This is a genomic window from Staphylococcus pseudoxylosus, from assembly GCF_044794325.1.
Classification (GTDB): domain Bacteria; phylum Bacillota; class Bacilli; order Staphylococcales; family Staphylococcaceae; genus Staphylococcus; species Staphylococcus pseudoxylosus.
The window spans coordinates 2,556,113-2,582,157 of the sequence record NZ_CP085024.1; the positions used below are offsets into that span (position 1 = coordinate 2,556,113).

Genomic DNA, 26,045 nt, shown 5'->3' on the forward strand with positions numbered 1-26,045 from the left:
CAATTTAATGTTGCGTTCGGAATTAACGTTGACATATTGCAATTCAGTTTTCAATGTTCATTTCTTCAATCAATAATAAATATGGTGGAGACTAGCGGGATCGAACCGCTGACCTCCTGCGTGCAAAGCAGGCGCTCTCCCATCTGAGCTAAGCCCCCATATATAATTTTAAAAGAGTCGGGAAGACAGGATTCGAACCTGCGACCCCTTGGTCCCAAACCAAGTGCTCTACCAAGCTGAGCTACTTCCCGTATTAATTTAAACATTTTAAAAATGGTGCGCCCGACAGGGGTCGAACCTGTAACCTCTTGATTCGTAGTCAAGTACTCTATCCAGTTGAGCTACGGGCGCATTATTAAAATGATGGTGCCGAGGACCGGAATCGAACCGGTACGGTGATCTCTCACCGCAGGATTTTAAGTCCTGTGCGTCTGCCAGTTCCGCCACCCCGGCAAAAATAATGGAGCAGAAGACGGGATTCGAACCCGCGACCCCGACCTTGGCAAGGTCGTATTCTACCGCTGAACTACTTCTGCAAAATGAAACTTTATGAGCCATAGTGGGCTCGAACCACTGACCCTCTGATTAAAAGTCAGATGCTCTACCAACTGAGCTAATGGCTCATGAAATGGTGCCGGCCAGAGGACTTGAACCCCCAACCTACTGATTACAAGTCAGTTGCTCTACCAGTTGAGCTAGGCCGGCTATTCATTTGAAATGGTGGAGGATGACGGGTTCGAACCGCCGACCCTCTGCTTGTAAGGCAGATGCTCTCCCAGCTGAGCTAATCCTCCACATGGAAATCTATTATAAAGCCTGGCAACGTCCTACTCTTGCGGAACGTAAGTCCGACTACCATCGGCGCTAAAGAGCTTAACTTCTGTGTTCGGCATGGGAACAGGTGTGACCTCTTTGCCATTGTCACCAGACAAAATAACTTACTCCATTAATGATACATTGTTTATCAATCGATTGCAATAGCCAATTTTACACTATCTTCAAGAAATCTTTAAACAACATTTACTTAAGTTATTCGCTTATGTAATCATCGTTTTTGACGACTTTTATATAATACTACGTTTTTTCATTCGAGTCAACTGTTTTTTAACTTTTTCTCAAAAGACTTAATATAGTATTTTCGATGTCATGTTTCGCTCACTTGCTTAACTCGACTTGAATAATCTTACCATATGAAAACAGCATTTACCATACCTTTTATAGTATATTTTTATATCTTTATAGCATATTTATGCATAATCGTTTCTTATTACTTAATTTAATTATTAAAATTGTGTTTGAAATGGACTTTTACATACTTCCTCCATATATCAACCGCTTCTTTTTCCAATAAAAAACGAATATCATGTTTTGTCATAATGACAAAACATGATATTCGTTAAGTTTTGAACTAGCATATCCAAATATATAATTTGTTATTTTTACTTCTGTCTCATATATGGGAATAATAATACGTCACGAATTGATGCTGAATCAGTAAGTAACATCACTAGTCTATCAATACCTATACCTAAACCACCTGTTGGAGGCATACCATATTCTAGTGCTTCAATAAAGTCTTCATCCATTTCGTGAGCTTCATCGTTCCCTTGTTCTTTTTCTACTAATTGAGCTTCAAATCTTGCTCTTTGATCAATAGGATCGTTTAATTCTGTAAATGCATTACCATGTTCTCTACCTACAATGAATAATTCAAAGCGGTCTGTAAACCTAGGGTCCTCTGGATTTTTCTTAGCTAAAGGAGAAATCTCTATTGGGTGCCCATAAACAAATGTAGGTTGAATTAATGTTTCTTCAACTTTTTGTTCAAAGAATTCATTTAAGATATGACCGTATTTCATATTACTTGTGATTTCTACACCATGTTCTTTAGCGGCTGTTTTAGCTTCATCATCACTTTGGATGTTAAAGAAATCTACACCTGTTGCTTCTTTAACAGCGTCAGCCATATGGATTCGTTTCCAGTTAGATTCTAAATCAATTGTTTCTTCACCATATGATACTTTAGCAGTACCTAATACTTTTTCTGAAATGTGTCTAATCATGTTTTCAGTAATATCCATGATGTCGTGATAGTCCGCGTACGCTTCATATAATTCAATCATTGTAAATTCTGGGTTATGTCTTGTAGACACACCTTCATTTCTAAACACGCGACCAATTTCATATACTTTTTCTAAGCCACCGACAATAAGACGTTTCAAATGTAATTCAATTGCAATTCTCATATATAATGTAGCATCTAATGCATTATGGTGTGTAACAAATGGACGTGCTGCAGCGCCACCCGCTATTTGATGCATCATTGGTGTTTCTACCTCTAAGAATCCTTGAGAATTTAAATAGTTACGCATCTCTTGTAAGATTTTACTGCGGTTAATAAATGTCTTAGTACTATCTTGGTTTGTAATTAAGTCAAGATAACGTTGACGATAACGTTGTTCAATATCTTGTAAGCCATGGAATTTATCTGGTAACGGACGTAATGCTTTTGTTAAAAGCGTGAACGATTTTGCTTTAACCGAAAGTTCACCTGTGTTCGTTTTAAACATAACACCTTCAACACCAACGATGTCACCTAAATCTGAAGAATTCCAAATCTCAAATTGTTCATCGCCTACTTGATCTTTTCTAACATAAATCTGTATTTGGCCACTTAAATCTTGAACATGGGCAAATCCTGCTTTACCTTTACCACGTTTTGTCATTAAACGTCCAGCTATACTTACACGGCTTTCTTCTTCTTTTTCTTGTAATTCTTCTTTAGAAAATTGATCCCAATCTGCGTGCAATGGGCTAGCCATTGAACTACGGTCGAATTTTTGTCCAAATGGATCAATTCCTAAATCGTATAATTCTTGTAATTTTTGGCGGCGAACCTGCATTTGGTCGTTCATTTCTTCTGACATAACTTTCTCTCCTTTATGCTTTTCAATCTTTATACTTTTTCACTGAATCGTCTGTCATCACTATATCACCAATTTTTTGATTAGAATGCGGTTCAATAAAATCAGATGCTATATCATTTAATGGAATCAGAACAAATGAACGTTCTAACATTCTTGGATGTGGAACAATCAAATCTTCTTTTTCAATAATTTGATTTCCATACAATAAAATATCTACATCTAAAGTTCTTGGGCCCCAACGTACATCTCTAACGCGATTCAATTGTTGTTCTGTTTCCATACATACCTTTAACAAATCTTTTGGCTTCAATACTGTATGAATTTCAATACATTGATTTAAAAATTGTGGCTGATTTACATAACCTACTGGCTCTGTTTCATATATTGGCGAAACTTTCGTGACTTCAATACCATTTTTGTTATTTAAAATGCGCACTGCTTCATCAAGTTGTGTTTCTCTTTCTCCAACATTACTACCTAATCCTAAATACGCATATATCATTAGTGATTCTCCCTCACTATTTCAACACCTACTCCATTATAATGTCCAGGTATAGGTGGATTTTCTTTAGTGATTCTGACTTTCGTTTCCACTACACGATTATAGTGTGAATTTATACGTTTTGCAATACGTTCAGCCAGATGCTCTAATAAATTTACTGGTTCACCTTCCATAATCGCTTTCACTTCTTCAAATACTTCTCCATAATGCACAGTATCTGTAACTTTGTCAGTTTCACCCGCTATGCTAAGATCAACTTTCATCGTGACATCAACAATAAATATTTGTCCAATCTCATTTTCGGCTGGTAACGCGCCATGATAACTATAAAATCTCATACCATTAAGAAATATTGTGTCGCGCATTATCATTCTCCTTTAAGTAATCCATACTTTGTGCTATCCGAGCGTTTAATGCAACGTTATGCACTCTTACACCCTTAATACCTTTAGTAATACCATATGCTGTTGTTCCAGCAGTTGCTTCATCTCGTTCAGTTGGAGTTGTGTCTACACCAATCATTTCCTTAATAAATCTTTTTCTGCTTGTTGCTAACAGTACCGGGTACCCCGTTGCTACGAGTTCATCTAATCGAGACATAACTTCCTTTTCCTCGTCTCTTGTTTTGGCAAAACCAATACCTGGATCAATCCACACTTTATGTTGTGGTATCCCCGCCATTTCAGCTTTATTTGCTTGTTTTAAAAGATACAACAACATTTCATCCACAACTGATTCTTCTCTATGCCCATCTCCGTTGTGCATTAACACAATTTCACCTTCATATTTCGCAACAATTTCAAATATACGCGGATCATGGTGGCCAGCCCATTGGTCATTGATCATCGTAACACCTAATTTCATGGCCGCTTCTGCTACTTCACTTCTATATGTATCAACTGATAATTGAATACCTAAACGAGTCAAAGCTTCTACCACAGGTACGACACGATCAAGTTCTTCTTCAACGCTCACTTCTTCATAACCTGGTCTCGTAGATACGCCACCAATATCTATGATATCAACGCCCTCTTCTATCATTTTCTCTGCGCGTTCAGCAGCCTTTTCAACTGTATTATATTTCCCACCATCAGAAAATGAATCCGGTGTAACATTTAATATTCCCATAATTTTTGTATGCGTCATAATCATTTTGCTTCCTTTCACATCTAAAATGATTTTCCTATCAAATTATTATCATATTTCTATAATAACGTTATTTTTTATTTTTTTCAGTAACAAGTACTTGAATGACCTGCAAATTTTAATAATTCAAAATAAACCTATATTTAAAGTGAAGTGTTTAATTCAATCACCACATTAAAAAACCGGCACACATAATTATGTGACCGGTTATCAATATGCTTCAATGATTAATCGTCAAATGCGAATAATGGTGTTGATAAGTAACGTTCACCATTACTTGGTAATACAGTAACAACTGTTTTACCTGCACCTAGGTTTTTAGCCTTTTCAATGGCTGCATGAATCGCTGCACCTGAAGAAATACCACATAAGATACCTTCTTCTTTAGCAACTTTACGTGCCATTTCCATAGCTGTTTCGTTACCTACTTGAATAATTTCATCGTAGATATTTTCATCTAAAGTATCTGGAATAAATCCTGCACCTAAACCTTGTAGTTTATGAGGACCAGGTTCTCCACCACTTAATACCGGAGAGTCCTCTGGTTCAATTGCTACAAGATTGATATCTGGGTACTGCTCTTTTAACACTTTGCCTGCGCCACTTAATGTTCCACCAGTGCCGACACCAGCTAAGAATGAGTCAATTGTTTTACCTTCAAATTGTTCAACTAATTCTGGTCCAGTTGTTAATTCGTGTACACGAGGGTTAGCTGGATTTTCGAATTGTTGTGGTTCAAAGTAACCAAACTCTTCTTTCAATTCTTTAGCTTTCTTGATTGCACCTTTCATAGCTTCTGAACCAGGTGTTAATACTAACTCTGCGCCGTATGCTTTTAATAAGTTACGACGTTCTTGGCTCATCGTTTCAGGCATTGTAAATACAGCTTTATAGCCTTTAGCTGCACAAACAAATGCTAAGCCGATACCAGTATTTCCGCTTGTTGGTTCAACGATTGTATCGCCAGGCTTAATTTTGCCTTCTTTTTCAGCTTCTTCAATCATAGCTAACGCGATACGGTCTTTTACAGAACCGCCTGGATTTTGATATTCAAGTTTTACATAAACGTCTGCAGCGCCTTCCTCTACAACGTTGTTTAATTTAACTACAGGTGTGTTTCCAATCACTTGTACGATATTGTCTACTGGTTTATTTGACATAAGTATTGCTCCTTTTCGTTAAAAAGTTTTTAAACCCTACTTTTTTTCTCGGATATACTTTTATTTTATCAGATTTTTCTGTAAATACAACAATAAAACATTATTTATTTAAATTCCAAGGTATTACAATATCAATATTACCTTTTTTACTTAATATTTTCTAATAATTCCTGTAATTCTTCTTCTGAATACGTGTACTTACTTCTACAAAAATGACATTCTGCTTCTGCACCATGATCTACATCGATCATATTTTGTATTTCTGCCTCTCCTAAGCCTTTAATAGCATTTAAGAATTTATCGTGCCCACAATTACATTCAAATTGCGCCGGAAGATTTTCTAGTATTTGTACATTGTCTTCACCAAGAATTTCAAATAAAAGTTCTTCTGGTGATAAACCCTGATCAATTAGTTTAGATACTGGAGTCATACTATTAATGGCATTTTCTAATTGATTAATCGTTTCGTCTTCTGCACCTGGCATTACTTGGATTAAAAATCCACCTGACGCTTTAATTGAATTATCAGGGTTAACGAGTACACCAAGACCTACCGATGAAGGAACTTGTTCACTTTTAGCAAAATAGTATGTGAAATCGTCACCTAACTCACCTGAAACGATTGGGCTTGAACCTGAGAAATAATCTTTTAGTCCTACGTCTTTAACTACAGTTAATGACCCATTAGTTCCAACCGCTCTACTAACATCTAATTTACCACTTTCATTTAACGGGAAATGTGTTTGAGGGTTAGTAACATAACCTCTTATATTTCCTTTCGCATCAGCATCAGCAATAATTTTACCTATTGGCCCTTGACCATCTACAGTTACTGTTAATTTTTGTTCACCTTTCAACATAGCACCCATCATTAATGTTGCTGTCATTGTACGACCCAACGCAGCTGATGCAGTTGGCCAAGTATAATGTCTTGTTTGCGCTTCTTGAACACTTTCAGTTGTCAAAGCGCTGTATGCACGAATCTGTCCTCCAAAAGCTAAAGCTTTAACTATATAATCATTAGTCATTTTTAAGATTGCTCCTTTAATTTTAATTAAATTTTGTCATATATCGGCTTATTTTGTCGATTTCCCTTCTATTAACGCAACTTATTTTAATATTTCTTGGTGAAAATTACTAACTATTTGTTTGACTACACATTTGCCTTTAAATAACGATTGCTTAGATGGGTCTTTAAACTATAAACAAAAGACTTCTTTCTACTATTCATATTGATAGCAGAAAGAAGTCTTGGTTTAATTTCTTAGTTTCGATTGCTTGGGTCATTAGGATCACTTGGATTGCTTGGTTTATCAATATTTGGTGATTGTTCATGACCTGTCTCTTCTGTGTCTTTATCTTCTTGCTCTTGTTCATCATCGTTATCTTTTTCTGATTGCTCTTTACGAACTTCATCGTATGATTTTCCGTACTTACCTTTTTCAAAATCACTGTCTTCATTTTCGACAACTTTTGCGCCATCGTAATCAACTTCAGGTAATACGCCGTCATAGAATAATGAACGTATCTGTTCAGCAACTAACGTCTCTTCAGTCAGTAATGATTCAGCGATTAAATTCAACTGAGATTTGTGTTCTAGCAAGATATCTTTACAACGCTCATATTGTTCTTTAATAATACGTTGTACTTCTTTATCAATTTCGTAAGCAATTTGCCCTGAATATTCTGGATCTCCTTGCATGTCTTTACCTAAGAACACTTGTCCATTACTACTACTTGAGAATTGAACCGTACCAAGTTTTTTACTCATACCATACTCAGTAACCATTTGACGTGCAATTTGCGTTGCGCGTTCAAAGTCATTAGATGCACCAGTAGATACTTCGTTAAAGTTAATATCTTCTGAAACACGTCCACCGAGTAAACCACAAATTTTATCTAGTAATTCTGGTTCCGTCATTAAGAAACGATCTTGTTTTGGTAACATCATTGCGTAACCACCGGCTTGACCACGAGGGACAATGGTAACTTTGTGAACCACTTCAGCTTCATCAAGTACCATACCTATAATCGTATGCCCCGCTTCGTGGTGTGCTACAATGTTACGTTCTTTATCAGAAATAACACGAGATTTCTTAGCAGGACCTGCAATAACGCGGTCAGTTGCTTCTTCTATATCACGCATATCGATTTTCTTCTTACCTTCACGTACAGCAACAAGTGATGCTTCATTTAATAAGTTTTCTAAATCGGCACCTGAGAAACCTGGAGTTCTTTGTGAAACTGCTTTCAAATCAACTGTTTCATCAAGTGGTTTATTCTTAGCATGCACATGTAATATCGCTTCACGACCCTTAACATCTGGACGACCTACTTGAATTTGTCTATCAAAACGACCAGGACGTAATAATGCTGGGTCTAAAATGTCAGGACGGTTAGTAGCAGCTATCATAATGATACCTTCGTTTTCACCAAATCCATCCATTTCAACTAATAATTGGTTCAATGTTTGTTCACGTTCATCGTGGCCACCGCCGACACCAGCACCACGTTGACGTCCAACTGCATCAATTTCATCAATGAAAATGATACAAGGTGCATTTTTCTTAGCATTTTCAAATAAATCACGTACACGGCTTGCACCGACACCAACAAACATCTCAACGAAGTCAGAACCACTGATTGAGAAGAATGGTGTACCAGCTTCACCAGCAACTGCACGTGCAAGTAATGTTTTACCTGTACCAGGAGGACCTACTAATAGGACACCTTTAGGTATTCTTGAGCCCATTTGTTTAAATTGTTTATTGTCTTTTAAGAAATCGACAATTTCAATTAATTCTTGTTTTTCCTCATCTGCACCAGCTACATCTGAGAAGCGTACACGTTTCTTCTGACTGTCGTACATTTTCGCTTTGGATTTACCGAAGTTCATCATACGACCGCCACCGCCGCCGCCACCTTGTGCTTGGCTTAGGAAGAAAATAAATAATAACGCAATAATTAATACAGGAATTAATGTTGTTAATATACTTACAAAAACACTTTGTTTTTCTTCTTCTTTAACTGTAAATTTTAATCCATCTTGTTTTTGTGCTGCATTTGTTATTTTTTCAAGCTCTTTATCGTTGTTATATAAAATTGTTGAAGAATAGTCTTCATCATTTTTTGTTTTACCACTTACCATATATACATTTTGTTCAGGCTGTATTTCAAGTGATTTCAAATCACCTTTTTCTAGCTGTTTCACAAATTGGTTATATGTAAGTTGTTTTGGCATATTCCCATTTCCATTTAAAAATGAAAACAGACCAAAAATAATAACGCCAATGATTGCGATAACTAGCACGTTACGAAAGGCTTTCTGCATGCGTCGTTTCCTCCTACTTCAATAATAAAACTAACAAAAATTGTAACATAATGCATAAGTTCAAGGCTAGTATTTCAACTTTTGTACTATGTTTACAATTTCGGACGCTTTATCTTAATTTTTATTTCTTTACTTTTAATTATATTTAAAATGTATTACACATTAACAAGCCACCATAAATTTATGTATACAATACTTACAAGAGTTTATCTAATTAAATTCTACTGTATTTACTCACATAAAACGACTTAGATTTACATTATATAATAATTTTCTATTTGGATAAATTGTATTGCTTATTTCGAATAAATTTCTGGTTTAAGTGTTCCGATATATGGTAGATTTCTATAGTTTTCAGCGTAGTCCAAACCATAGCCAACCACAAATTCATCAGGAATTTTCTTGCCAACATATTTAGCTTCGATATTGGCTTTACGACGGTTAGGTTTATCAAGCAATGTTACGATTTCAAGCGAATTTACACGACGAGATTCTAGTAATTGAGTAATCGATTTTAAAGTTGTTCCAGTTTCTAAGATATCTTCTATAATCAAGATGTCTTTATTTTCAATTGAAGAACTTAAATCTTTTAAGATTTGAACCTCTCCTGTAGATTCTGTCCCTCCGTGGTAACTTGAAACATCCATAAAATCTATCGCTAAATGTGTATCAATATATTTAATTAGGTCTGCCATAAACATTACTGACCCTTTTAGTATGCCGATACAAACAAGCGGTTTCCCTTTGTATGCTGCTGTAATTTGTTCACCTAAATCTTTACATATTTGATGAATATCTTCCTCTGATAACAATACTTCCTTTAAATCATCTCTCATTTTTTTCATTCCTCTCCCATATTTCGTATACAAATTAAGTCTTTGTATTTACTTTTTAAAAATAATGTCCCAACAGCAATAATTTCATTATCAGCATTAACTATGATTGGCATTTGGTCACGTTCTTGTTGCTCAATTTTATTATCAATCAGCAATCTGCTAACCTTTTTATGCCCTTTCATTCCATTTAGTTCAAATTTATCACCATCGTTTCTTGTACGAACTACTAGTGGAAATTCAAATGCAGGAAGATCGTTATTAATGTCAATACTATAGTGACTATAGTTGTAAGTCCCTGATTGATTCATCTTAGCCGGAGAAAGTTTCACATCATCATTTGCCATTATTATAAATTTATCATAAGCGATGTAAATTATCCATTTATCTGTTGTATATAATGTAGATTGCGCTATATTTTCCTCCATGATTTGAAACCATTGATTATATGTTTTTTCTGTTAAAGCATCGTGCATTGGTAGACTAGCAAGTAGTTTATCTAATACGGTCATTTTCACGCTATGTCGCAGTTGTAAAAATTGTTTTCTACAAAAACGATATTGAGCGTTATTAACTTCAACAGCACTTTCTATAAAAGCGGTAGCCTCGCTCTCAATAACTAATCGTTGTTCGTCATGCCATTCTTTTAGTTTTAATAACTGCTTGGTCTCTAAGTGTTTATTTTGCTCTATTTCAGGTAAGATGCGGTTTCGAATGTCATTTCTTACATAATGATTTTCTGCATTAGTTGCATCTTCATAAAAAGGAACATCGTAAGCATGCTGATAATTTCTGATTTCTACTTTAGTCGCTGTCAAAAGTGGTTTACATAAATCGTAACAACCTCGCGTTGTTAAATAAGACATCCCCAGACTACTTCTAGTAGAACGGCCTGTCATTAACCTGTAAAAAATGGTTTCTAATTGATCATCTTGATGATGAGCTGTAAGTAGTACATCTGCATTTAAATCCTTCATCATTAAATCAAACCAACGATAACGTTCAAGTCTAGCCTCATTCTCAATACTGTTACCTTTTTTAACAATGTTAGATAAATCCAATTGTTTAACATGTAATGCAATGTTATGGTCAATACAATATTGCTTGAGGAATAATTCTTCTTCATTGGCAATCGATCTAATATTATGATTCACATGCAAACAGGTTAATCGGGCGTATGTATCTTGCAAGTTTGTAATAAGTTGGTGCAACAACACCATACTGTCTATACCGGTAGATACAGCCAATACGATGTGCTTATCCGAGGACCAACCTTCAGTATTCACTTCCATGCAAACCACCTCCTTACTTGTAGACATTCATTAGACACCTTGGCATAAAATGAAAGTGCGCTAATTTTTAACAAAAAAGAGACTGTTTCCTCAAGTAAGAAAACAGTCTTAGATTGTTACGATCAAACTTAATATTGGAATAAATGATTTCACTTTGTCCTCAATGAATCAAGTTAGGTATTTGCGGAACAGTCTCATTATATATTTTTAGCGTCTTGCGCCTTTTCCGCCACGTCTAGATTCTGTTTGACGTTTGATGGAAGTTAATTTATCTTCACTATCTTTCAAGAAATTTGTTAATTTCTTTTCAAAGTCTTCACCTTTTGGTTGAGATTGTTTGTGATTAGGTTTACTTTGCGGTCTACGCGGACGATCTTTTGCTTTTTTTATAGATAGGCTAATTTTTCCATCGTCAGCAATTGAAAGCACTTTAACTTCAACTTCATCTCCAACAGATAAGTGGTCTTCTACATTTTCCACGTAATTATCTGCAACTTCACTTATGTGAACTAAGCCACTCTTTCCTTCTGGAAGTTCGACAAAAGCGCCAAACTTTTTAATCCCAGTGACTTTACCTTTAAGCTTGTTTCCTACTTCGATTGACATATTGTAAATAAATCCTCCCGATTTGTTTCGATTTTAATCTTATTATATGCCTGTTTGCATAAATTAACAATGGTATTATGATGCAAAAAAATTTTTTTCGTTATTTATCCTCTTTCGATGATTTCGATTTGGATTCAGACTTGTCTCCTGGCAACTTGAAAATCACTTCACCATCATTACTTAAATAATAATCGTCTCTCGCTACTTTCTCTATATAACTTTTATCATTAAGATTATTAAGTTGTTCTTTTAATGCGAGTTCTTCATCTTGTTGTTTTTGATATTTTTGTTCTTTTTGTTGACGTTCTACAGCATCTTCTTGATTACTTTGCTTTTGAGTGACAAGCATTATACATAAAACAATGATAATAGCGAGTAAGATACCACCAAATAGAGTAATACGTCTACGGACTACGCGTCTTCTCATCTTTTGTTTCTGTTTCTTCTTGTTTTCTGAAGAAGTAAATGTATTACCTATGTTTTCTACTTTTTTACTCAATGCTTGTCACCTCCTCTGTTATTATGATTCACCAATTTTTTCTTCTTTTACAATTTCATACATGCCTTTAGCATTTTCTTTCGTTGCATGTTCGCTTAAACCTGTCACATTTATAGTTATAATTTTTTGACCAAAACGAATTACAAGTTCGTCTGTAACTTTAACGTCTGTACCAGCTTTAGCAACTGTACCATTCACTGTAATTCTTCCTTGATCGCTTATCTCTTTTGCTAATGTGCGACGTTTCACCAATCTTGATACTTTAAGATATTTATCAAGTCTCATGATTTATCTCCTCCTCGCTCTAAAAATTGTTTTAAAGCAGCTTCGTCTAACGACATATTTTTGGTTATATCATACAACTTCATAAAATGCTCTGCAAACACTTTTTCAAATTTCACACGTTGCACTTTACCTTCTTCAGCTTTGGCATTTGCCCATATATGTTTTAAATCTTCTTCTGACTCTGCTTGTGCTTCACCAAATATATGTGGATGCCTGTGTATCATCTTACTTGTTAAGGTTTGTACTACTTCATTTATATCAAAAAAGCCTTCTTTTTTACCAATACTTGTATGCAAGAGTACTTGTAATAGTATATCACCTAGTTCTTCTATAATATGCCAATCATCTTCATTATCTATGGCTTCAAAGAGCTCAAATGATTCTTCTAATAAATACCTTTTTAATGTGTTGTGTGTTTGTACTTTATCCCATGGACAACCATTTTCATCATCAACCAGTTGATCAATAATACTTGTCGCGTAATAAAAATCACTATAGTATGTTGCTTCGTCATCAACTTTTTTAATAAATACACTTGTTACATTATTGAATTTCATAGCGTGATGGTCTAATTCAAACAAAGGTGTTTCAATAACATTTGCTCCACCACTACTAGCACCGTCTACAATATAAACGAGCTGTTCATCATCATATCGCTCCATCAATGTCACTTTTAAATCTCCAGCTGTCATGGGACTATACACTTGCGTTATTAGGGTGTGTGTACGTATGTTTAATTGCTGACTTGTAAGCGACGTAGCATCAAGCAAAGTAAAACCATCATTAGGGTCTACTTTCACCGCTTCAAACACATCATCTATAAAGCTTTTACCGCCTAATATTTCAACTTGTATGTCGTCATGTTGTTGTGCATATGTCTCTAATTTTACAGTTGTCGTTTCAGCTACGCGAGGATGTCCAGGTACTGTATACACGATATCATCTTCTTGAGCTGCTTCAATTAATTGCGTCACAATAGTTTGATAGACGTCATCAAACGCTTGATTTTCTTCATAAACATGATCAAAACTTTGGAATTGCATACCTTCGTCAGTGAGAGCTTGTATTACTGGATGCTCTAAAGTTCTTGTATATGTTATAGGCTTAGTTTTCAAAAATTTGTATATGCCTAATGGCAAATCATCGATGCCGTAGTTGCCTAATCCAACAATTGTTATCTTCCCTGTCATTATCTTTTCCCCCTCTTCATATGGTATAACTTATCTCCAAATGGTAAATGCTTTAATTCTCTATAACTTAACAAGTTGGTGTGTACAATAGCAACAACAATCACAATGGCACCAACACCTGCTGCGATTAATAATTCTATTAAACCAATTATCCGTCCATGTTCAGGTATCAACCACATTGTAATTTGAACTGCTAATGAAAGGATAAGCATTGTAACAATTAACTTCATCACATATTTACGCATACTTTGGAAAAGATAATATTTTAATACATGTTTGTGTAATACAATGGCAAATAAAATGAGTGATATTACGGTACTTATACTACCACCCAACATTAATAATTGCGGTATCAATACTATATTTAGTATCGTTTTACTTACTACACCCACGCTAAATGCCAATAATACAGGACGCACTTTATTTTTCACTTGTAATAGAGCAATATCCATCATAATGAGTGATACACAAATAACAGTTAACATATATACAGCTAGCGTTAACGTTTGGCTATCATTTTTAAAAAATACGCTATTCATCATAGGAATTAAATTAATTAAACCAATACCTGCTGAAACACTAAACAAAATTGTAATTTTAATAGAAGCGTTAGCATATCTATTGGTAAGCACCTTATTCTCAACTTTTATTGCATCCGTTAGTAAAGGGATTAGTACAAAGCAAAACGTTGTTGTGACGATTAATCCCATTTGAATAAATGATGCACCACGGTCATAGACACCTTTTTGAGAAGCCGCTTGTTGAAAATTCAAACCTGTACTTTGCAACATGTGAAGTACTGTAAAACTATCGACCATTTGCCAAACAATAACAATAAGTTGACTTACCGCAAAGACAAGTATAGCTATGACGAGTTTCCGCCATTCTGCAAATGGTTTTTGCGCTGATTCATACGTCTTATTTTGTGAATGTTTAAATGGTTTACACATTCCAAGGAAGAGACTCGATGCTAAAAACCCAAACGCCGAACCAATAATTGCTAATGTTCCCGCAGCATAAAGTGACCATTGCTGTGTCATAAATAAAATAATCGACACAATGATAATACCCACACGTACAAATTGCTCGATTACCTGGGAAATAGCTGGCACATTCATACTCCTCTGCGCTTGATAATAACCTCTAAACACACCCAAAACACCGATAAACAAGAAGCTAAAACTTGCTGCTCTAAGCATAGGCGTCAGATTAATATCCCCCATTAACAATGCAACCCACTTCGCACAAAGTAGCAGAATCAAGAAAAAGACTGTGCTTATGAGTTGTATGCGCATCATCACATGAATGTACTGTTTTAAATTTCCTTCTGAACCAAATATCTGGGTAACTGCACTAGGTATCGCATTCATCGTTAAAATAACGCCTAACGCTACAATCGGATAAACTTGCTGATATGCATATAACCCTTCATCACCCAAAATATTTTGGTAAGGTACACGGTAAATTGCGCTTAATACTTTGACAACTATAAGAGCCAAAGTGAGCACGACCACTCCATTAAAAGCAGTCGACTTGTCTATCTTAGCTTTCATCAGAGATAACCATACTTTCTTCTAAACATTTTGCTAGGAATTTCAAATTATCAAACCAAGTATTTGTTTTATTTAATGTCACTTTCATTTTACCATCTTGAACGCCTACTTTCATTGCGCGTCCTAATGGTTGCGTCTGTTTAAATAATGTTTCGCCATTAATATCTGTCGTACCCTTTTCAGATAAATAAATTTCTACCTTTTTACCAATATCCTTAATCAAGGTTACGCCAGCATGCAATGCATGTATTTTAATTTCCATCATTTCTAGAAGTCTTTCAACTTCAACAGGATAATCATTAAATCGGTCAATTAACTCATCTTTAACATCTCTTAACTGTGCTTCTGTCTCAATTTTACGTAATTTCTTATAAATTTCTATTTTAGCTTGCTCATTCTGAATGTACTCTGCTGGTAAGTATGCATCAATATTAAGTTCAATCTCAACATCTGGAGCATCTTGTTTTTCATCTGTTACGCCACGTTTTTCATTTACTGCTTCTTCTAACATTTGAGAATATAAGTCAAATCCTACTGAATCTATAAAGCCATGTTGTTGTTTACCTAATAAATTACCTGCACCTCGAATGTTTAAATCACGCATCGCAATTTTGAAACCTGAACCTAATTCAGTAAATTCTTTGATTGCTTGCAAACGATCTTCAGCAGTTTCCGACAGTACTTTATTCGTAGGATGTAAGAAATATGCATAACCAATACGACTTGAACGACCTACACGTCCTCTTAGTTGATAAAGTTGACTTAACCCAAAGCGATCTGCATCTTCTATAATTAATGTATTCGCATTTGGAACATCTACGCCTGTTTCTATAATAGTCGTAGTTACAATGATGTCATATTCATGATTGATAAAACTCAGCATTGTTTCTTCTAAATCTCTTTCATTCATTTGTCCATGCGCAACACCTATATTGGCATCTGGCATAAGCATTTGTAATTGCTCTCTTTTTTCATATATAGAGTGCACTTTATTATATAAATAAAACACCTGGCCATCTCTTGATAATTCTCTTTCTAGAGCTTCCTTAATAAAGTTAGTGTTCTGCTCTAATACGTATGTTTGCACTGGGAAACGGTTCTCTGGTGGCGTTTCAATGACAGACAAATCACGCACGCCTAGCATACTCATGTGCAAAGTACGCGGGATTGGTGTAGCTGTTAGCGTAAGCACATCTACATTATTTTTTAAAGATTTGATTCGTTCTTTATGTCGAACACCAAATCGTTGTTCTTCATCAACAATGAGCAATCCTAAATCTTTATAATGAATATCTTTCCCCAATAATTTATGTGTTCCTACAATGATATCAACAAAACCTGATTTCAAACCTTCTTTAGTTTCCTTGATTTCTTTTGCTGTTCTAAATCTACTGATTAGCTGAACTTCTATTGGGAAGTCTTGCATGCGCTCGATTAATGTTTCATAGTGCTGTTGTGCTAATATAGTTGTCGGTACTAAAAAGGCAACTTGTTTACCTTCCATCACTGCTTTAAATGCTGCTCTTACAGCAACTTCAGTCTTACCGTAACCAACATCCCCACACAGCAATCTATCCATAGGACGCTCAATTTCCATATCCTTTTTAATCTCTTCAATCGACTTGCTTTGGTCGGGAGTAAGTTCATAAGGAAAGTCAATTTCAAAATCATTTTGTTCAGCTGTATCTGGACCAAATTGATATCCAACAGACATTTCACGTGCTTTATATAGCTCTATTAATTCGTCTGCCATATCTTCAACACTTTGTTGAACTTTTGCTTTTGTCTTTTTCCACTCTGTACCACCAAGTTTGTTTAACTTAGGTGTTTTATCTTCTGAGGCCACGTATTTTTGCACTTGATCCATTTGGTCAACAGGTACAAATAATTGGTCTGTTCCTTTATATTGAAGTTTAATGTAATCTTTATGTACGCCGCCCACTTCTAATGTTTCAACACCTAAGTATCTACCTACACCGTGATGGACATGTACAATATAATCACCTACTTTTAAATCTTGATAAGATTTAATTTTTTCGGCGTTTGTTAATGTTTTTTGTTGTTTTGGTTTTTTCTTTTGTTTTGATTTAAATAATTCTCTCTCAGTAACAACCACTAGTTGCATGTATGGTAATTCAAAACCTTCTGATAAACTACCTTCAGTAATGATTGCACTCCCACCTTCATTACGATGCGTAGGCGTATCAATAAATGTTGGTATATGCATTTCATTAAGCATAGATTGTATACGTTCTTTTTTGACTTCTGTTTCAGCAAGTACAACAATCGTATAATCATTTTGAATAAACCTTTGAAATTCTGAACGCATAATATCATATTGTCCATAAAACTGTTGCACAGGCTTACATGAAAATTTAATAATTTCGTTTAGTTCAATAGACATTGTCGCTGTGAATAATGTGAAATATGTCACTGGATATGATTTTAGCTGGTTTTCAAAAGCATCATATTGCAAGAAACTTTGATCAATAAATCCTTTACCACTTTCAATCAAGTTTTGCATAAACTCATCCGCTTCTGAAATAAGTGACGTTTCAGTTTCTTTAATTCTGTTATATTCATCTACCGCTACAATGGCGTCATCTTTAAAGTAATCGATAATTGTTGTAGGCTGTTGATACATAAAAGCGACAAGGCGGCGTAGTACTTGGTGATCAAACATAGATGATTCGAACAACTGAAAACTTTCATATGTTTCTTTTAATTCATTACGAACCGATTTATCAATTTTTGGCCTTGTATATTCATATGCTTCTTTAAGTTTTTGCTTTGTATGCTTAAGCACATTTTCTGTAATTATATAATCGCTCGCGGTAGTGATGTTTACTTCTTCAACATTTTCCTCTGATCTTTGTGTTTCTACATCAAAGTCACGAATTGAATCTACTTCTGTATCAAAAAGTTCAATTCTAACTGGACTACCAATTAGTGGATATATATCAATAATACCGCCTCGTAAGGAAAACTCACCTATATGAGAAACAACACTTTCTCTACGATATCCCATATTAACTAACTTATTTAAGAAGTCATCAATATCTAAATCGTCTCCCACACTTAAAGTTAACTGATGTGATTTCCACATTTCTACTGGGGTCAACCATTTCTTCAGACCGTTAAGTGGAACAATAAATAAACCTCTCTTTTCTTGAGCAAGCGCCGTTAATGTACGCACACGTTCACTCATAAATTGAGGGCTTTGTGTTGAAAATTCTTCTGTCATAATATCTTGCATTGGGTACTTGTAAATATCCTGTTCTTCAACAAACTGTGTCAAATCACTTTCTAATTTATCTGCTTGATACAGATTGTTTGTTACAATTAATAATTGTTTAGAACTATTTAAATATTTCTCGGCGATAATCGTTGCTTTAGCGGCACCTGATAAGCCAGTAACCAATACTTGCTCTTTTCCAAATACTTCGTTTAATTCCTGATAACGTTTATCTTCATTTATATATTCTGTAATTATTGATTTCAATTGATTTCACCATTATATTCATTCATCACGCGATCAAACCGATCACTTTCTATGTAGGCTTCAATTGCACGTGCAGAATGTTCTATTACTTTATTCATTTTTTCCATTTCTTGTTTTGAGAATTTTTGTAGTACATAGTCTACGATAGACATCCCATTTGAAGGTCTGTCTACACCAATCCTAATACGTTTAAATTGATCTGTGCCTAACACTTGGATAATAGATTTCATACCATTATGTCCACCAGCACTCCCTTTTTGTCTTAAACGGATTTCACCTTGTGGTAAGTCTAAATCATCATATAAAACGACTAAATCATCAATATCTATGTCATAGTATTTCATTAATGGGCCAACTGCCTCGCCAGATAAATTCATCATCGTCATCGGTTCAATAAACATTACTTTTTCGCCTGCAAATCGTTCTATCGTATAAGCACCTTTAAACTTCTGTTTATCTAAAGTAAACTTATTTTGCTCTAACATATAGTCAATTACTTCAAATCCAATATTATGTTTTGTTTGTTCAAAGCGTTTACCGATATTGCCTAAACCTACAATACACTTCATTATGTTACCTCCAATAGTTGTCTTTCTTTATCTAATTTATATTCGAGTTCTATTATTTATTATTCTTATTATTTTTTGTCGTATCATTCACTATAATAACATAAAAAAGCACCTGCTTAACGTATTAAGCACGGTGCTTTTTATAAGATATGATAACGCTGAGTTAAGCAGCGTATGATGGTAAAGTAATTACAAGCTGTGTCAGCTTATTATTTTTCTTCACTTTCATCTTCATCGTCTTTTTCTTCGCCAACAACAGCTGGTTCTTCAGTTTCTGAATCGCCTTCCATTGCTTCGATTTCTTCTTCAGTAGGTTCCTCTGTTGGAGGAACTACTGTTACAACTGAATCAGTTACTTCGTTTTCGATAGTGAATTCACCTGAAATTTTGATGTCTTCTACTGAAAGCGTATCATTAATCTCTAATTCAGTGATATCTACTTCGATTACTTCAGGAATATTGTCTGGAGTAGCAGTAACTTCAAGGTTGAATAATGGTTGTTCAACAACGCCGCCTTCTTTAGATCCAACAGCTTCACCAACTAATTGAACTGGTACTTCAACAGTACGTTCTTCAGTCATGTTGATAGCTAAGAAATCAATGTGAGTGATTTGGTTTTTAAGTGGATCGAATTGGTAGTCAGAAACCATTACTTTAATAGTTTTAGAACCTACGCCTAATTCGATAACACCGTTACGTCCAACTTCACGGATAACTTTGATAAATTCTACTTCATCTACTTTAACTGAAGTATTTTTAGTACCATAACCGTATACGATTGCAGGTACTTTACCAGTATTTCTTAATTTTTTAAGGTCTGAACGAGTTTGTTTACCTTGACGAATAATTGACTTTAATCCAGCCATATTATTTCCACCTTTCATATTTTGTTCTTATATTTCATAATAAGAACCCCTTCACTTACCCATCAACATCATGTTGCTTGCAAGTGTTTATTAAGTCGTGAAATCACGAACGGAACAATTATATATCTATTTTACCAATTAGTCAAATAGCACACTTACAGATTCGCGTTCATATACACGGATAATTGCTTGTGCTAGTAAACCTGCTACAGATAATTCTTTCGTGTTAGATGGTTTACGACTTTCATCTAATTGAATTGAATTCGTAACTACAAGCTCTTTTATCGCTGAATTTTCAATGCGTTCTTTTGCAGGACCCGATAAAACAGGGTGTGTACAACATGCATAAACATCTTTAGCACCTTTATCTTTTAAGGCTTGTGCAGCTAAAGTAATCGTACCAGCAGTATCAATAATATCATCTATAATAATGGCTGTACGCCCATCGATTTCACCTACAATATTCATCACTTCAGCAACATTAGGTTTTGGACGACGTTTATCTATAATGGCAATTGGTGTTTTCAATATATCTGCAAGTTTACGTGCTCTTGTTACCCCACCGTGGTCAGGTGAAACAACAACACATTCTTCAAGATCAATATCTGTCTGATTATTAAAATATTCTGCTAAGATTGGAACACCCATTAAGTGGTCAATTGGCATATCGAAGAATCCTTGGATTTGTGGCGCATGTAAATCAAGTGCAATCATACGATCTGCGCCTGCTGTTTCAATTAAGTTCGCTACAAGTTTTGCTGTGATTGGTTCACGACTACGCGCTTTTCTATCTTGGCGTGCATAGCCATAATATGGAACAACTATATTAATATTCGCTGCTGATGCGCGTCTACAAGCATCAATCATGATTAACAATTCCATTAAATGTAAATTGACCGGATTTGATGTTGGTTGAATAATAAATACATCACAACCGCGAATACTTTCTTCTATATTAATTTGAATTTCTCCATCGCTGAAACGTTTTACCGAACATTTACCTAGCTCAATTCCAACTTGGTCTGCAACTTCTTGGGCTAATGGTTCATTACCCTTTAAAGAAAATATTTTCAAAGCAGAATTCTTATACTCATTGTTTAACATTTATAGTCCTCCAATTAATTCTTTCAATTCGTTTTCATTTGTAGACAAAACAAAACTTAAAGCGTTCAGCAACATAATCACACACTCTGGTTAACTTTCATACAATTACATTGATTTTAACAGTTTAAGCACGCTTGTCTAAATATATGCCTTTATTTTTTCAAATAACCCTCTTTGGTTGTTTGTCTAGCCCTAGCTAATGCCAAACTGTCTTGTGGGACATTATCCGTTATAGTGGATCCTGCCGCTATAAAAGAACGGTCTCCTAATGTTATTGGTGCAACGAGATTTGTATTACAACCAATAAATGAATCATTGCCAATAATCGTTTTAAACTTATTGATACCATCATAGTTCACAGTAATTGAACCGCAACCTACATTTGTTCTTTCTCCAATTTCAGCATCACCTATATAACTTAAGTGAGGTAATTTAGCACCTGTTTTAACAACAGATTGTTTAACTTCCACAAAATTACCTACTTTAACTTTTTCACCTAAGTCTGCACCAGGACGAAGCTGTGCAAATGGTCCAATATTAGCATGATCGCCAACAATCGCTTCATTAATAACGGATTGTTTAATTGTGACATTTGATCCTATTTTACTGTTAGTTATTTCAGCATATTGTCCAACGATTGTATCTTCTCCAATTACAGTGTTGCCAGCAAGTTTCACCCCTGGTTCAATGACTGTATCTTCTCCTATGATAACGTCAGCACCTATATATGTAGTTGCTGGGTCAACAATCGTCACGCCGTTTCTCATATGCTGTTCATTAATACGTTTCTTAAAAGCTTTTTCAGCTTCACTCAACATCACTCTATCATTAACACCCATAATTTCTTCAAAATCATCTGTATGATAGATTTCAACGTTACCTTTATCGTCTAAAATTAATGAAAGTACATCAGGCAAATAATATTCTTTTTGCGCATTTTCATTTCTCACTAACTCCAATTTTTCAAATAAAACTTGGTTATCAAATGCAAAAATACCTGAACTAATTTCATTAATTTGTCGCTCTGTCTCAGATGCATCTTTTTGCTCAACAATTTTAGTTAATCGTTGTGCTGAATCGCGCAGGATACGTCCATAACCGTATGGATTTTCTGCTGTTGCTGATAAAACAGTGGCCTGCGCTTTTGCATTCTCATGATGTTCTACCATAGATTTCAATGTTGCCGCAGTGATTAACGGTGTGTCTCCACATACTACTAACGTTGTACCTTGTTTATCTTTCAAATGTTCACTTGCCATCTTAACAGCATGTGCAGTGCCTAATTGTTCTTCTTGAAAACTGTAAAGTGATGCATCGCCCAATGTCTCTTTGACATTTTGTGCGCCATGCCCAACAATTGTAACAAGTTGTTCTACGCCAGATTGCTTAACGTTATCAACGACGTGTTCAATCATTGATTTGCCTGCTACATCATGTAGTACTTTGTATTTCTTTGATTTCATACGCGTACCTTTTCCAGCCGCAAGTACTATTGCATGTCTTTGCATGTATGTTAACCCTCCATTAAAATATACACTTCTTACTTATTATAATTTAACGCTAGTCACACTTTCAAGGCTCAAAACATCAATGTTATATAATGGAAATATTTTTATTAAAAATATCAGGAATATCTAAGCATGGATTTGTCATCTTTGTTCAATTGAGTAACCGCTTTTATATTATCAATACCTAGCGTAATATACGAACATATAATACGAATACTATATTCTCATTTAGTTGTTATCATAAGTATACACCCATTTTATAATTCTAATGTTCTGGTTTATGCTATAGTAAAAAATGTATTTTACTTATAATTATTAATAATATATTTTTTGTCACCTTTACACTTTCACAATTAATTTTATTTTTTTATTTCAAATTGACTTTGCAAAATAAAAAAGATTGGATTTCCTTTTATGCGGAAATCCAATCTTTTTTATTATACTTAGTTCTACTATTTTAATTTAAGCTTCTTCTTCTTCAGAATTATCTGATGACTGCGCATTTCTGTCAGGGATGACCTCATCAGTTTCTTCATACACTTTCATCACGGCATCTTGTATTTCTTGTCTCATTTCAGAATTTATAGGATGCGCGATATCTCGGAATTCACCGTCCGGTGTACGTTTACTTGGCATTGCGACGAATAGACCTGTGTTGCCTTCAATCACTCGTAAATCATGTACTACAAATGATTCATCTAAAGTAATTGAAACGAGCGCTTTCATTCTTCCATCTGTTTGTATTTTTCTAAGTCTTACATCTGTCACTTTCATGTAGTGAGCCCCCCTAGTATCTCTTTGTTTAGAAGCTTAACAATTTCATTAAAAATTATAAACCCTTACTTCACTTTCGCTATTAATTCGATTTCAACTTTAACATCTTTCGGCAATCTCGCCACTTCAACGCAACTTCTCGCTGGTTGATGTTCATTAAAGTATTTGCCATAAACTTCATTTATATTTTGAAATTCATTCATATCAGCAATGAAAATAGTAGCTTTAATTACTGAATCTAAATCTGATCCAGCTTGGTCTAACACGACTTTTAAATTTTCTAGAACTTGTGTCGTTTGCTCTTTTACATCTTCACTGACAATTTCCCCTTTTAAATTTAATGGAATTTGTCCTGAAGTGAATACAAGTCCATTTATTTCCGTTGCATGCGAGTATGGCCCTAAAGCTTCGGGCGCCTTTTCCGTATTAATAACTTTCATGATGTCGAAATCGCTCCTTTAAGAAAATTTAGTTAAACTGTTGCCTTGTTCCACCTTAAATTCCTGATTGTATTCATCTACATCAGATAATCTAACTAAGGAAGTATAATCTTCAATTAATCTTTGCTTAACTTCTTTTGATTCTACTAGTACCGATACCCCTTTAACATGTGCTTTAAACTCATTCATCAAATTCATCACACCATTTATTGAACCGCCGGCACGCATGAAATCATCTACGACAAGTACATTGGAATTCTCAGGTAATGTTCTCTTTGATAAAACCATGGTCTCGATTTTTCTAGAAGAACCAGATACGTAATTTATAGAAACTGTAGAACCTTCAGTAACTTTATTATCTTTACGTATAACTACTACAGGTAAATTCAGTACATTTGCAACTGAATTTGCAAGTGAGATGCCCTTAGTAGCAATTGTTACAATAGCATCTAACTCTTCATCCATATATAGTGTTGCGATTAATTTACCAACCCGGTTCAATAAAGTAGGATTACCCATTAAATCAGATAAAAATAAGTAACCACCTGGTAGTAAACGTTCTTTCTCTTGTAAATGTTCTATCACTTCATCAATCACTTCTGTCGCTTCTGCTTTGCTCATCTCAGGTTTATAAGTAACACCACCACTAGCACCTGCAGTAGTAATCACTGTCCCAAGCTTTTCTTTTTGAAAAGTTGTTTTAATAATTTGAACATCTTCACTAATGGAAGACTTTGCTTGCTTAAATTTTTGTACAAAATACGTTAACGGTATCAACTTATTCGGATTGTTCATTAAATATTGAGTCATATAAACAATTCGTTCACTTCTTTTATAGCGCATTCGATTCATCCCTTCTCAATTAGCCTAATAATCTTACAATGTGCACTTCATTACAACAACCGTTAACAGCATTGTATACGTGCTTTGCTTGTCGTTCTTTTCTTGTTAATCCATAAACAGTAGGACCACTACCACTCATAACAGCACCGTCTGCTCCATTCTCTAGCATATTGGCCTTTATTTTCAATATTTCTGTATGCATCTTACCCGAGACAGGTTCCAATCGGTTTGACAGACTTTCACATAATAGGTCATAATCCTCTGCAATTAAGGCCGCTTTACATGCTTCAGTATGAACATTATAAGGTTGTTTTAAATCCAGTTTTTTAAATATATCAGGTGAAGATATACCTAAATCAGGTTTAGCTACTACCACCCATGCAGAAGGTGGCTTATCTAAAAACTTAATGATTTCACCTTTACCTTTACATAATGCAGTTTTTCCTAAAATACAAAATGGAATATCTGTTCCAATCTGTATCCCCAACTCACACAGTTCTTTAAGCGGTCGATTTAAATTATATAATCGATTCATCCCTCTCATTGTCGCTGCAGCATCAGTAGACCCGCCTGCCAAACCAGCTGAGACAGGAATATTTTTATCTATAGTAATAGTTATACCTTGCTTCAAATTATAGGTCTTTTTCATTAATTCTGCAGCCTTATACGCTAAATTTTTGTTATCGGAGGGAACATAGGATTGTTCTACGTCAACAATTATCTTTTTGTCTTTACGTAGTTCAAATGACAATCTATCATTCAAATCAATCGTCGTCATTATCATTTCAACTTCATGAAAACCATCATCTCGTTTAAAGAGTGTGTCCAACGTTAAATTAATCTTCGCTGGTGCCGTTTCATATATCATATTCCCACCCTCTTCCAATTCGATATGGTAATAAAATGATTTTAACATATTGTTAACATTGCGTTGTTAGTTTTTTAAAACTTAATATTTTCTATTACTAATTTATTAATAAAAAACCATTAAATGGCGTTGACTAAAATTAAAAAACATATCTCTTAACTTACTATTTTACAATATTGTTTATTTTAGATAAAACTATTACCTACTCTTAAATGCAATAATATTAATATAACAAAAAAGATATGTT

Annotated in this window: 23 protein-coding genes, 8 tRNA genes and 1 rRNA gene; all 32 read right to left on the minus strand. The window is 34.7% G+C overall.

Going from position 1 to position 26,045, the window contains the following annotated elements; genetic code table 11:
- Positions 1-82: 82 nt before the first annotated feature.
- The 32 genes from LG295_RS12275 to ispE all read right to left on the minus strand — a co-directional run bounded on the left by LG295_RS12275 (position 83) and on the right by ispE (position 25,798).
- Positions 83-158: transfer RNA gene (locus LG295_RS12275), tRNA-Ala, on the minus strand.
- A gap of 19 nt (positions 159-177) precedes the next feature.
- Positions 178-251 (minus strand) — tRNA-Pro (locus LG295_RS12280).
- Between the two features lie 23 nt (positions 252-274).
- Positions 275-351: transfer RNA gene (locus LG295_RS12285), tRNA-Arg, on the minus strand.
- A gap of 13 nt (positions 352-364) precedes the next feature.
- Positions 365-453 (minus strand) — tRNA-Leu (locus LG295_RS12290).
- A gap of 8 nt (positions 454-461) precedes the next feature.
- A tRNA-Gly gene (locus LG295_RS12295) sits at positions 462-536 on the minus strand.
- 14 nt (positions 537-550) lie between these two features.
- A tRNA-Lys gene (locus tag LG295_RS12300) sits at positions 551-623 on the minus strand.
- A gap of 6 nt (positions 624-629) precedes the next feature.
- Positions 630-705: transfer RNA gene (locus LG295_RS12305), tRNA-Thr, on the minus strand.
- Positions 706-718: 13 nt separating this feature from the next.
- Positions 719-794, minus strand: a tRNA-Val gene (locus tag LG295_RS12310).
- A 20-nt stretch (positions 795-814) separates the two neighbouring features.
- Positions 815-929, minus strand: a 5S ribosomal RNA gene (rrf, locus tag LG295_RS12315).
- A gap of 510 nt (positions 930-1,439) precedes the next feature.
- A complete protein-coding gene (gene lysS / locus LG295_RS12320; RefSeq protein ID WP_318832394.1) occupies positions 1,440-2,927 on the minus strand; it encodes a lysine--tRNA ligase in 1,488 nt (495 codons plus the stop codon).
- 22 nt (positions 2,928-2,949) lie between these two features.
- Positions 2,950-3,429: a 2-amino-4-hydroxy-6-hydroxymethyldihydropteridine diphosphokinase gene (folK, locus tag LG295_RS12325; RefSeq protein ID WP_318832395.1), complete on the minus strand. Its 480-nt coding sequence runs from the start codon at positions 3,427-3,429 to the stop codon at positions 2,950-2,952.
- Positions 3,429-3,794: a dihydroneopterin aldolase gene (folB, locus tag LG295_RS12330; protein ID WP_107531890.1), complete on the minus strand. Its 366-nt coding sequence runs from the start codon at positions 3,792-3,794 to the stop codon at positions 3,429-3,431. The genes folK and folB overlap by 1 nt, the downstream gene beginning before the upstream one ends.
- Positions 3,772-4,575, minus strand: a complete 804-nt coding sequence (gene folP / locus LG295_RS12335; RefSeq protein WP_318832396.1) for a dihydropteroate synthase — start codon at positions 4,573-4,575, stop codon at positions 3,772-3,774. Before folP ends, folB begins: the two co-directional genes overlap by 23 nt.
- Before the next feature lie 227 nt (positions 4,576-4,802).
- Positions 4,803-5,735, minus strand: a complete 933-nt coding sequence (cysK, locus tag LG295_RS12340; RefSeq protein WP_107531889.1) for a cysteine synthase A — start codon at positions 5,733-5,735, stop codon at positions 4,803-4,805.
- Positions 5,736-5,881: 146 nt separating this feature from the next.
- Complete coding sequence (hslO, locus tag LG295_RS12345) at positions 5,882-6,763, minus strand: Hsp33 family molecular chaperone HslO (RefSeq protein ID WP_107555043.1); 882 nt, start codon at positions 6,761-6,763, stop codon at positions 5,882-5,884.
- A gap of 236 nt (positions 6,764-6,999) precedes the next feature.
- Entirely contained in the window at positions 7,000-9,066 is a 2,067-nt protein-coding gene (ftsH, locus tag LG295_RS12350) for an ATP-dependent zinc metalloprotease FtsH (protein ID WP_107558396.1), read from the minus strand.
- Positions 9,067-9,362: 296 nt separating this feature from the next.
- A complete protein-coding gene (gene hpt / locus LG295_RS12355; RefSeq protein ID WP_107531063.1) occupies positions 9,363-9,902 on the minus strand; it encodes a hypoxanthine phosphoribosyltransferase in 540 nt (179 codons plus the stop codon).
- A 5-nt stretch (positions 9,903-9,907) separates the two neighbouring features.
- Positions 9,908-11,191: a tRNA lysidine(34) synthetase TilS gene (gene tilS, locus LG295_RS12360; protein WP_107558397.1), complete on the minus strand. Its 1,284-nt coding sequence runs from the start codon at positions 11,189-11,191 to the stop codon at positions 9,908-9,910.
- 207 nt (positions 11,192-11,398) lie between these two features.
- A complete protein-coding gene (locus LG295_RS12365) occupies positions 11,399-11,797 on the minus strand; it encodes a S1 domain-containing RNA-binding protein (protein WP_107531058.1) in 399 nt (132 codons plus the stop codon).
- A 100-nt stretch (positions 11,798-11,897) separates the two neighbouring features.
- Positions 11,898-12,296 carry a cell division protein DivIC gene (gene divIC, locus LG295_RS12370; protein ID WP_107558398.1) on the minus strand — a complete coding sequence of 133 codons (399 nt, stop codon included), beginning with the start codon at positions 12,294-12,296 and terminating at the stop codon, positions 11,898-11,900.
- 21 nt (positions 12,297-12,317) lie between these two features.
- Complete coding sequence (locus LG295_RS12375) at positions 12,318-12,581, minus strand: RNA-binding S4 domain-containing protein (RefSeq protein WP_017722017.1); 264 nt, start codon at positions 12,579-12,581, stop codon at positions 12,318-12,320.
- Positions 12,578-13,771, minus strand: coding sequence for a MazG nucleotide pyrophosphohydrolase domain-containing protein (locus LG295_RS12380; RefSeq protein ID WP_318832397.1), 1,194 nt, complete (start codon positions 13,769-13,771; stop codon positions 12,578-12,580). The genes LG295_RS12375 and LG295_RS12380 overlap by 4 nt, the downstream gene beginning before the upstream one ends.
- Positions 13,771-15,324 (minus strand): polysaccharide biosynthesis protein, encoded by a 1,554-nt coding sequence (locus tag LG295_RS12385; RefSeq protein WP_318832398.1) that lies wholly within the window; start codon positions 15,322-15,324, stop codon positions 13,771-13,773. The genes LG295_RS12380 and LG295_RS12385 overlap by 1 nt, the downstream gene beginning before the upstream one ends.
- Positions 15,314-18,826, minus strand: coding sequence for a transcription-repair coupling factor (gene mfd, locus LG295_RS12390; RefSeq protein ID WP_318832399.1), 3,513 nt, complete (start codon positions 18,824-18,826; stop codon positions 15,314-15,316). The genes LG295_RS12385 and mfd overlap by 11 nt, the downstream gene beginning before the upstream one ends.
- A complete protein-coding gene (pth, locus tag LG295_RS12395; RefSeq protein WP_318832400.1) occupies positions 18,823-19,395 on the minus strand; it encodes an aminoacyl-tRNA hydrolase in 573 nt (190 codons plus the stop codon). The genes mfd and pth overlap by 4 nt, the downstream gene beginning before the upstream one ends.
- Before the next feature lie 209 nt (positions 19,396-19,604).
- Positions 19,605-20,261, minus strand: coding sequence for a 50S ribosomal protein L25/general stress protein Ctc (locus tag LG295_RS12400; protein WP_107531053.1), 657 nt, complete (start codon positions 20,259-20,261; stop codon positions 19,605-19,607).
- Between the two features lie 138 nt (positions 20,262-20,399).
- Positions 20,400-21,365, minus strand: a complete 966-nt coding sequence (locus LG295_RS12405; protein WP_039069421.1) for a ribose-phosphate diphosphokinase — start codon at positions 21,363-21,365, stop codon at positions 20,400-20,402.
- Positions 21,366-21,517: 152 nt separating this feature from the next.
- On the minus strand, positions 21,518-22,873 hold the full coding sequence (glmU, locus tag LG295_RS12410) for a bifunctional UDP-N-acetylglucosamine diphosphorylase/glucosamine-1-phosphate N-acetyltransferase GlmU (protein WP_107531052.1): 1,356 nt from the start codon (positions 22,871-22,873) through the stop codon (positions 21,518-21,520).
- Between the two features lie 462 nt (positions 22,874-23,335).
- On the minus strand, positions 23,336-23,647 hold the full coding sequence (gene spoVG, locus LG295_RS12415) for a septation regulator SpoVG (protein WP_029379205.1): 312 nt from the start codon (positions 23,645-23,647) through the stop codon (positions 23,336-23,338).
- A 65-nt stretch (positions 23,648-23,712) separates the two neighbouring features.
- Entirely contained in the window at positions 23,713-24,087 is a 375-nt protein-coding gene (locus LG295_RS12420) for a RidA family protein (RefSeq protein ID WP_107558403.1), read from the minus strand.
- Positions 24,088-24,105: 18 nt separating this feature from the next.
- Complete coding sequence (purR, locus tag LG295_RS12425) at positions 24,106-24,930, minus strand: pur operon repressor (RefSeq protein ID WP_017722007.1); 825 nt, start codon at positions 24,928-24,930, stop codon at positions 24,106-24,108.
- 19 nt (positions 24,931-24,949) lie between these two features.
- Positions 24,950-25,798, minus strand: a complete 849-nt coding sequence (gene ispE, locus LG295_RS12430) for a 4-(cytidine 5'-diphospho)-2-C-methyl-D-erythritol kinase (protein ID WP_107531051.1) — start codon at positions 25,796-25,798, stop codon at positions 24,950-24,952.
- Positions 25,799-26,045: the final 247 nt, after the last annotated feature.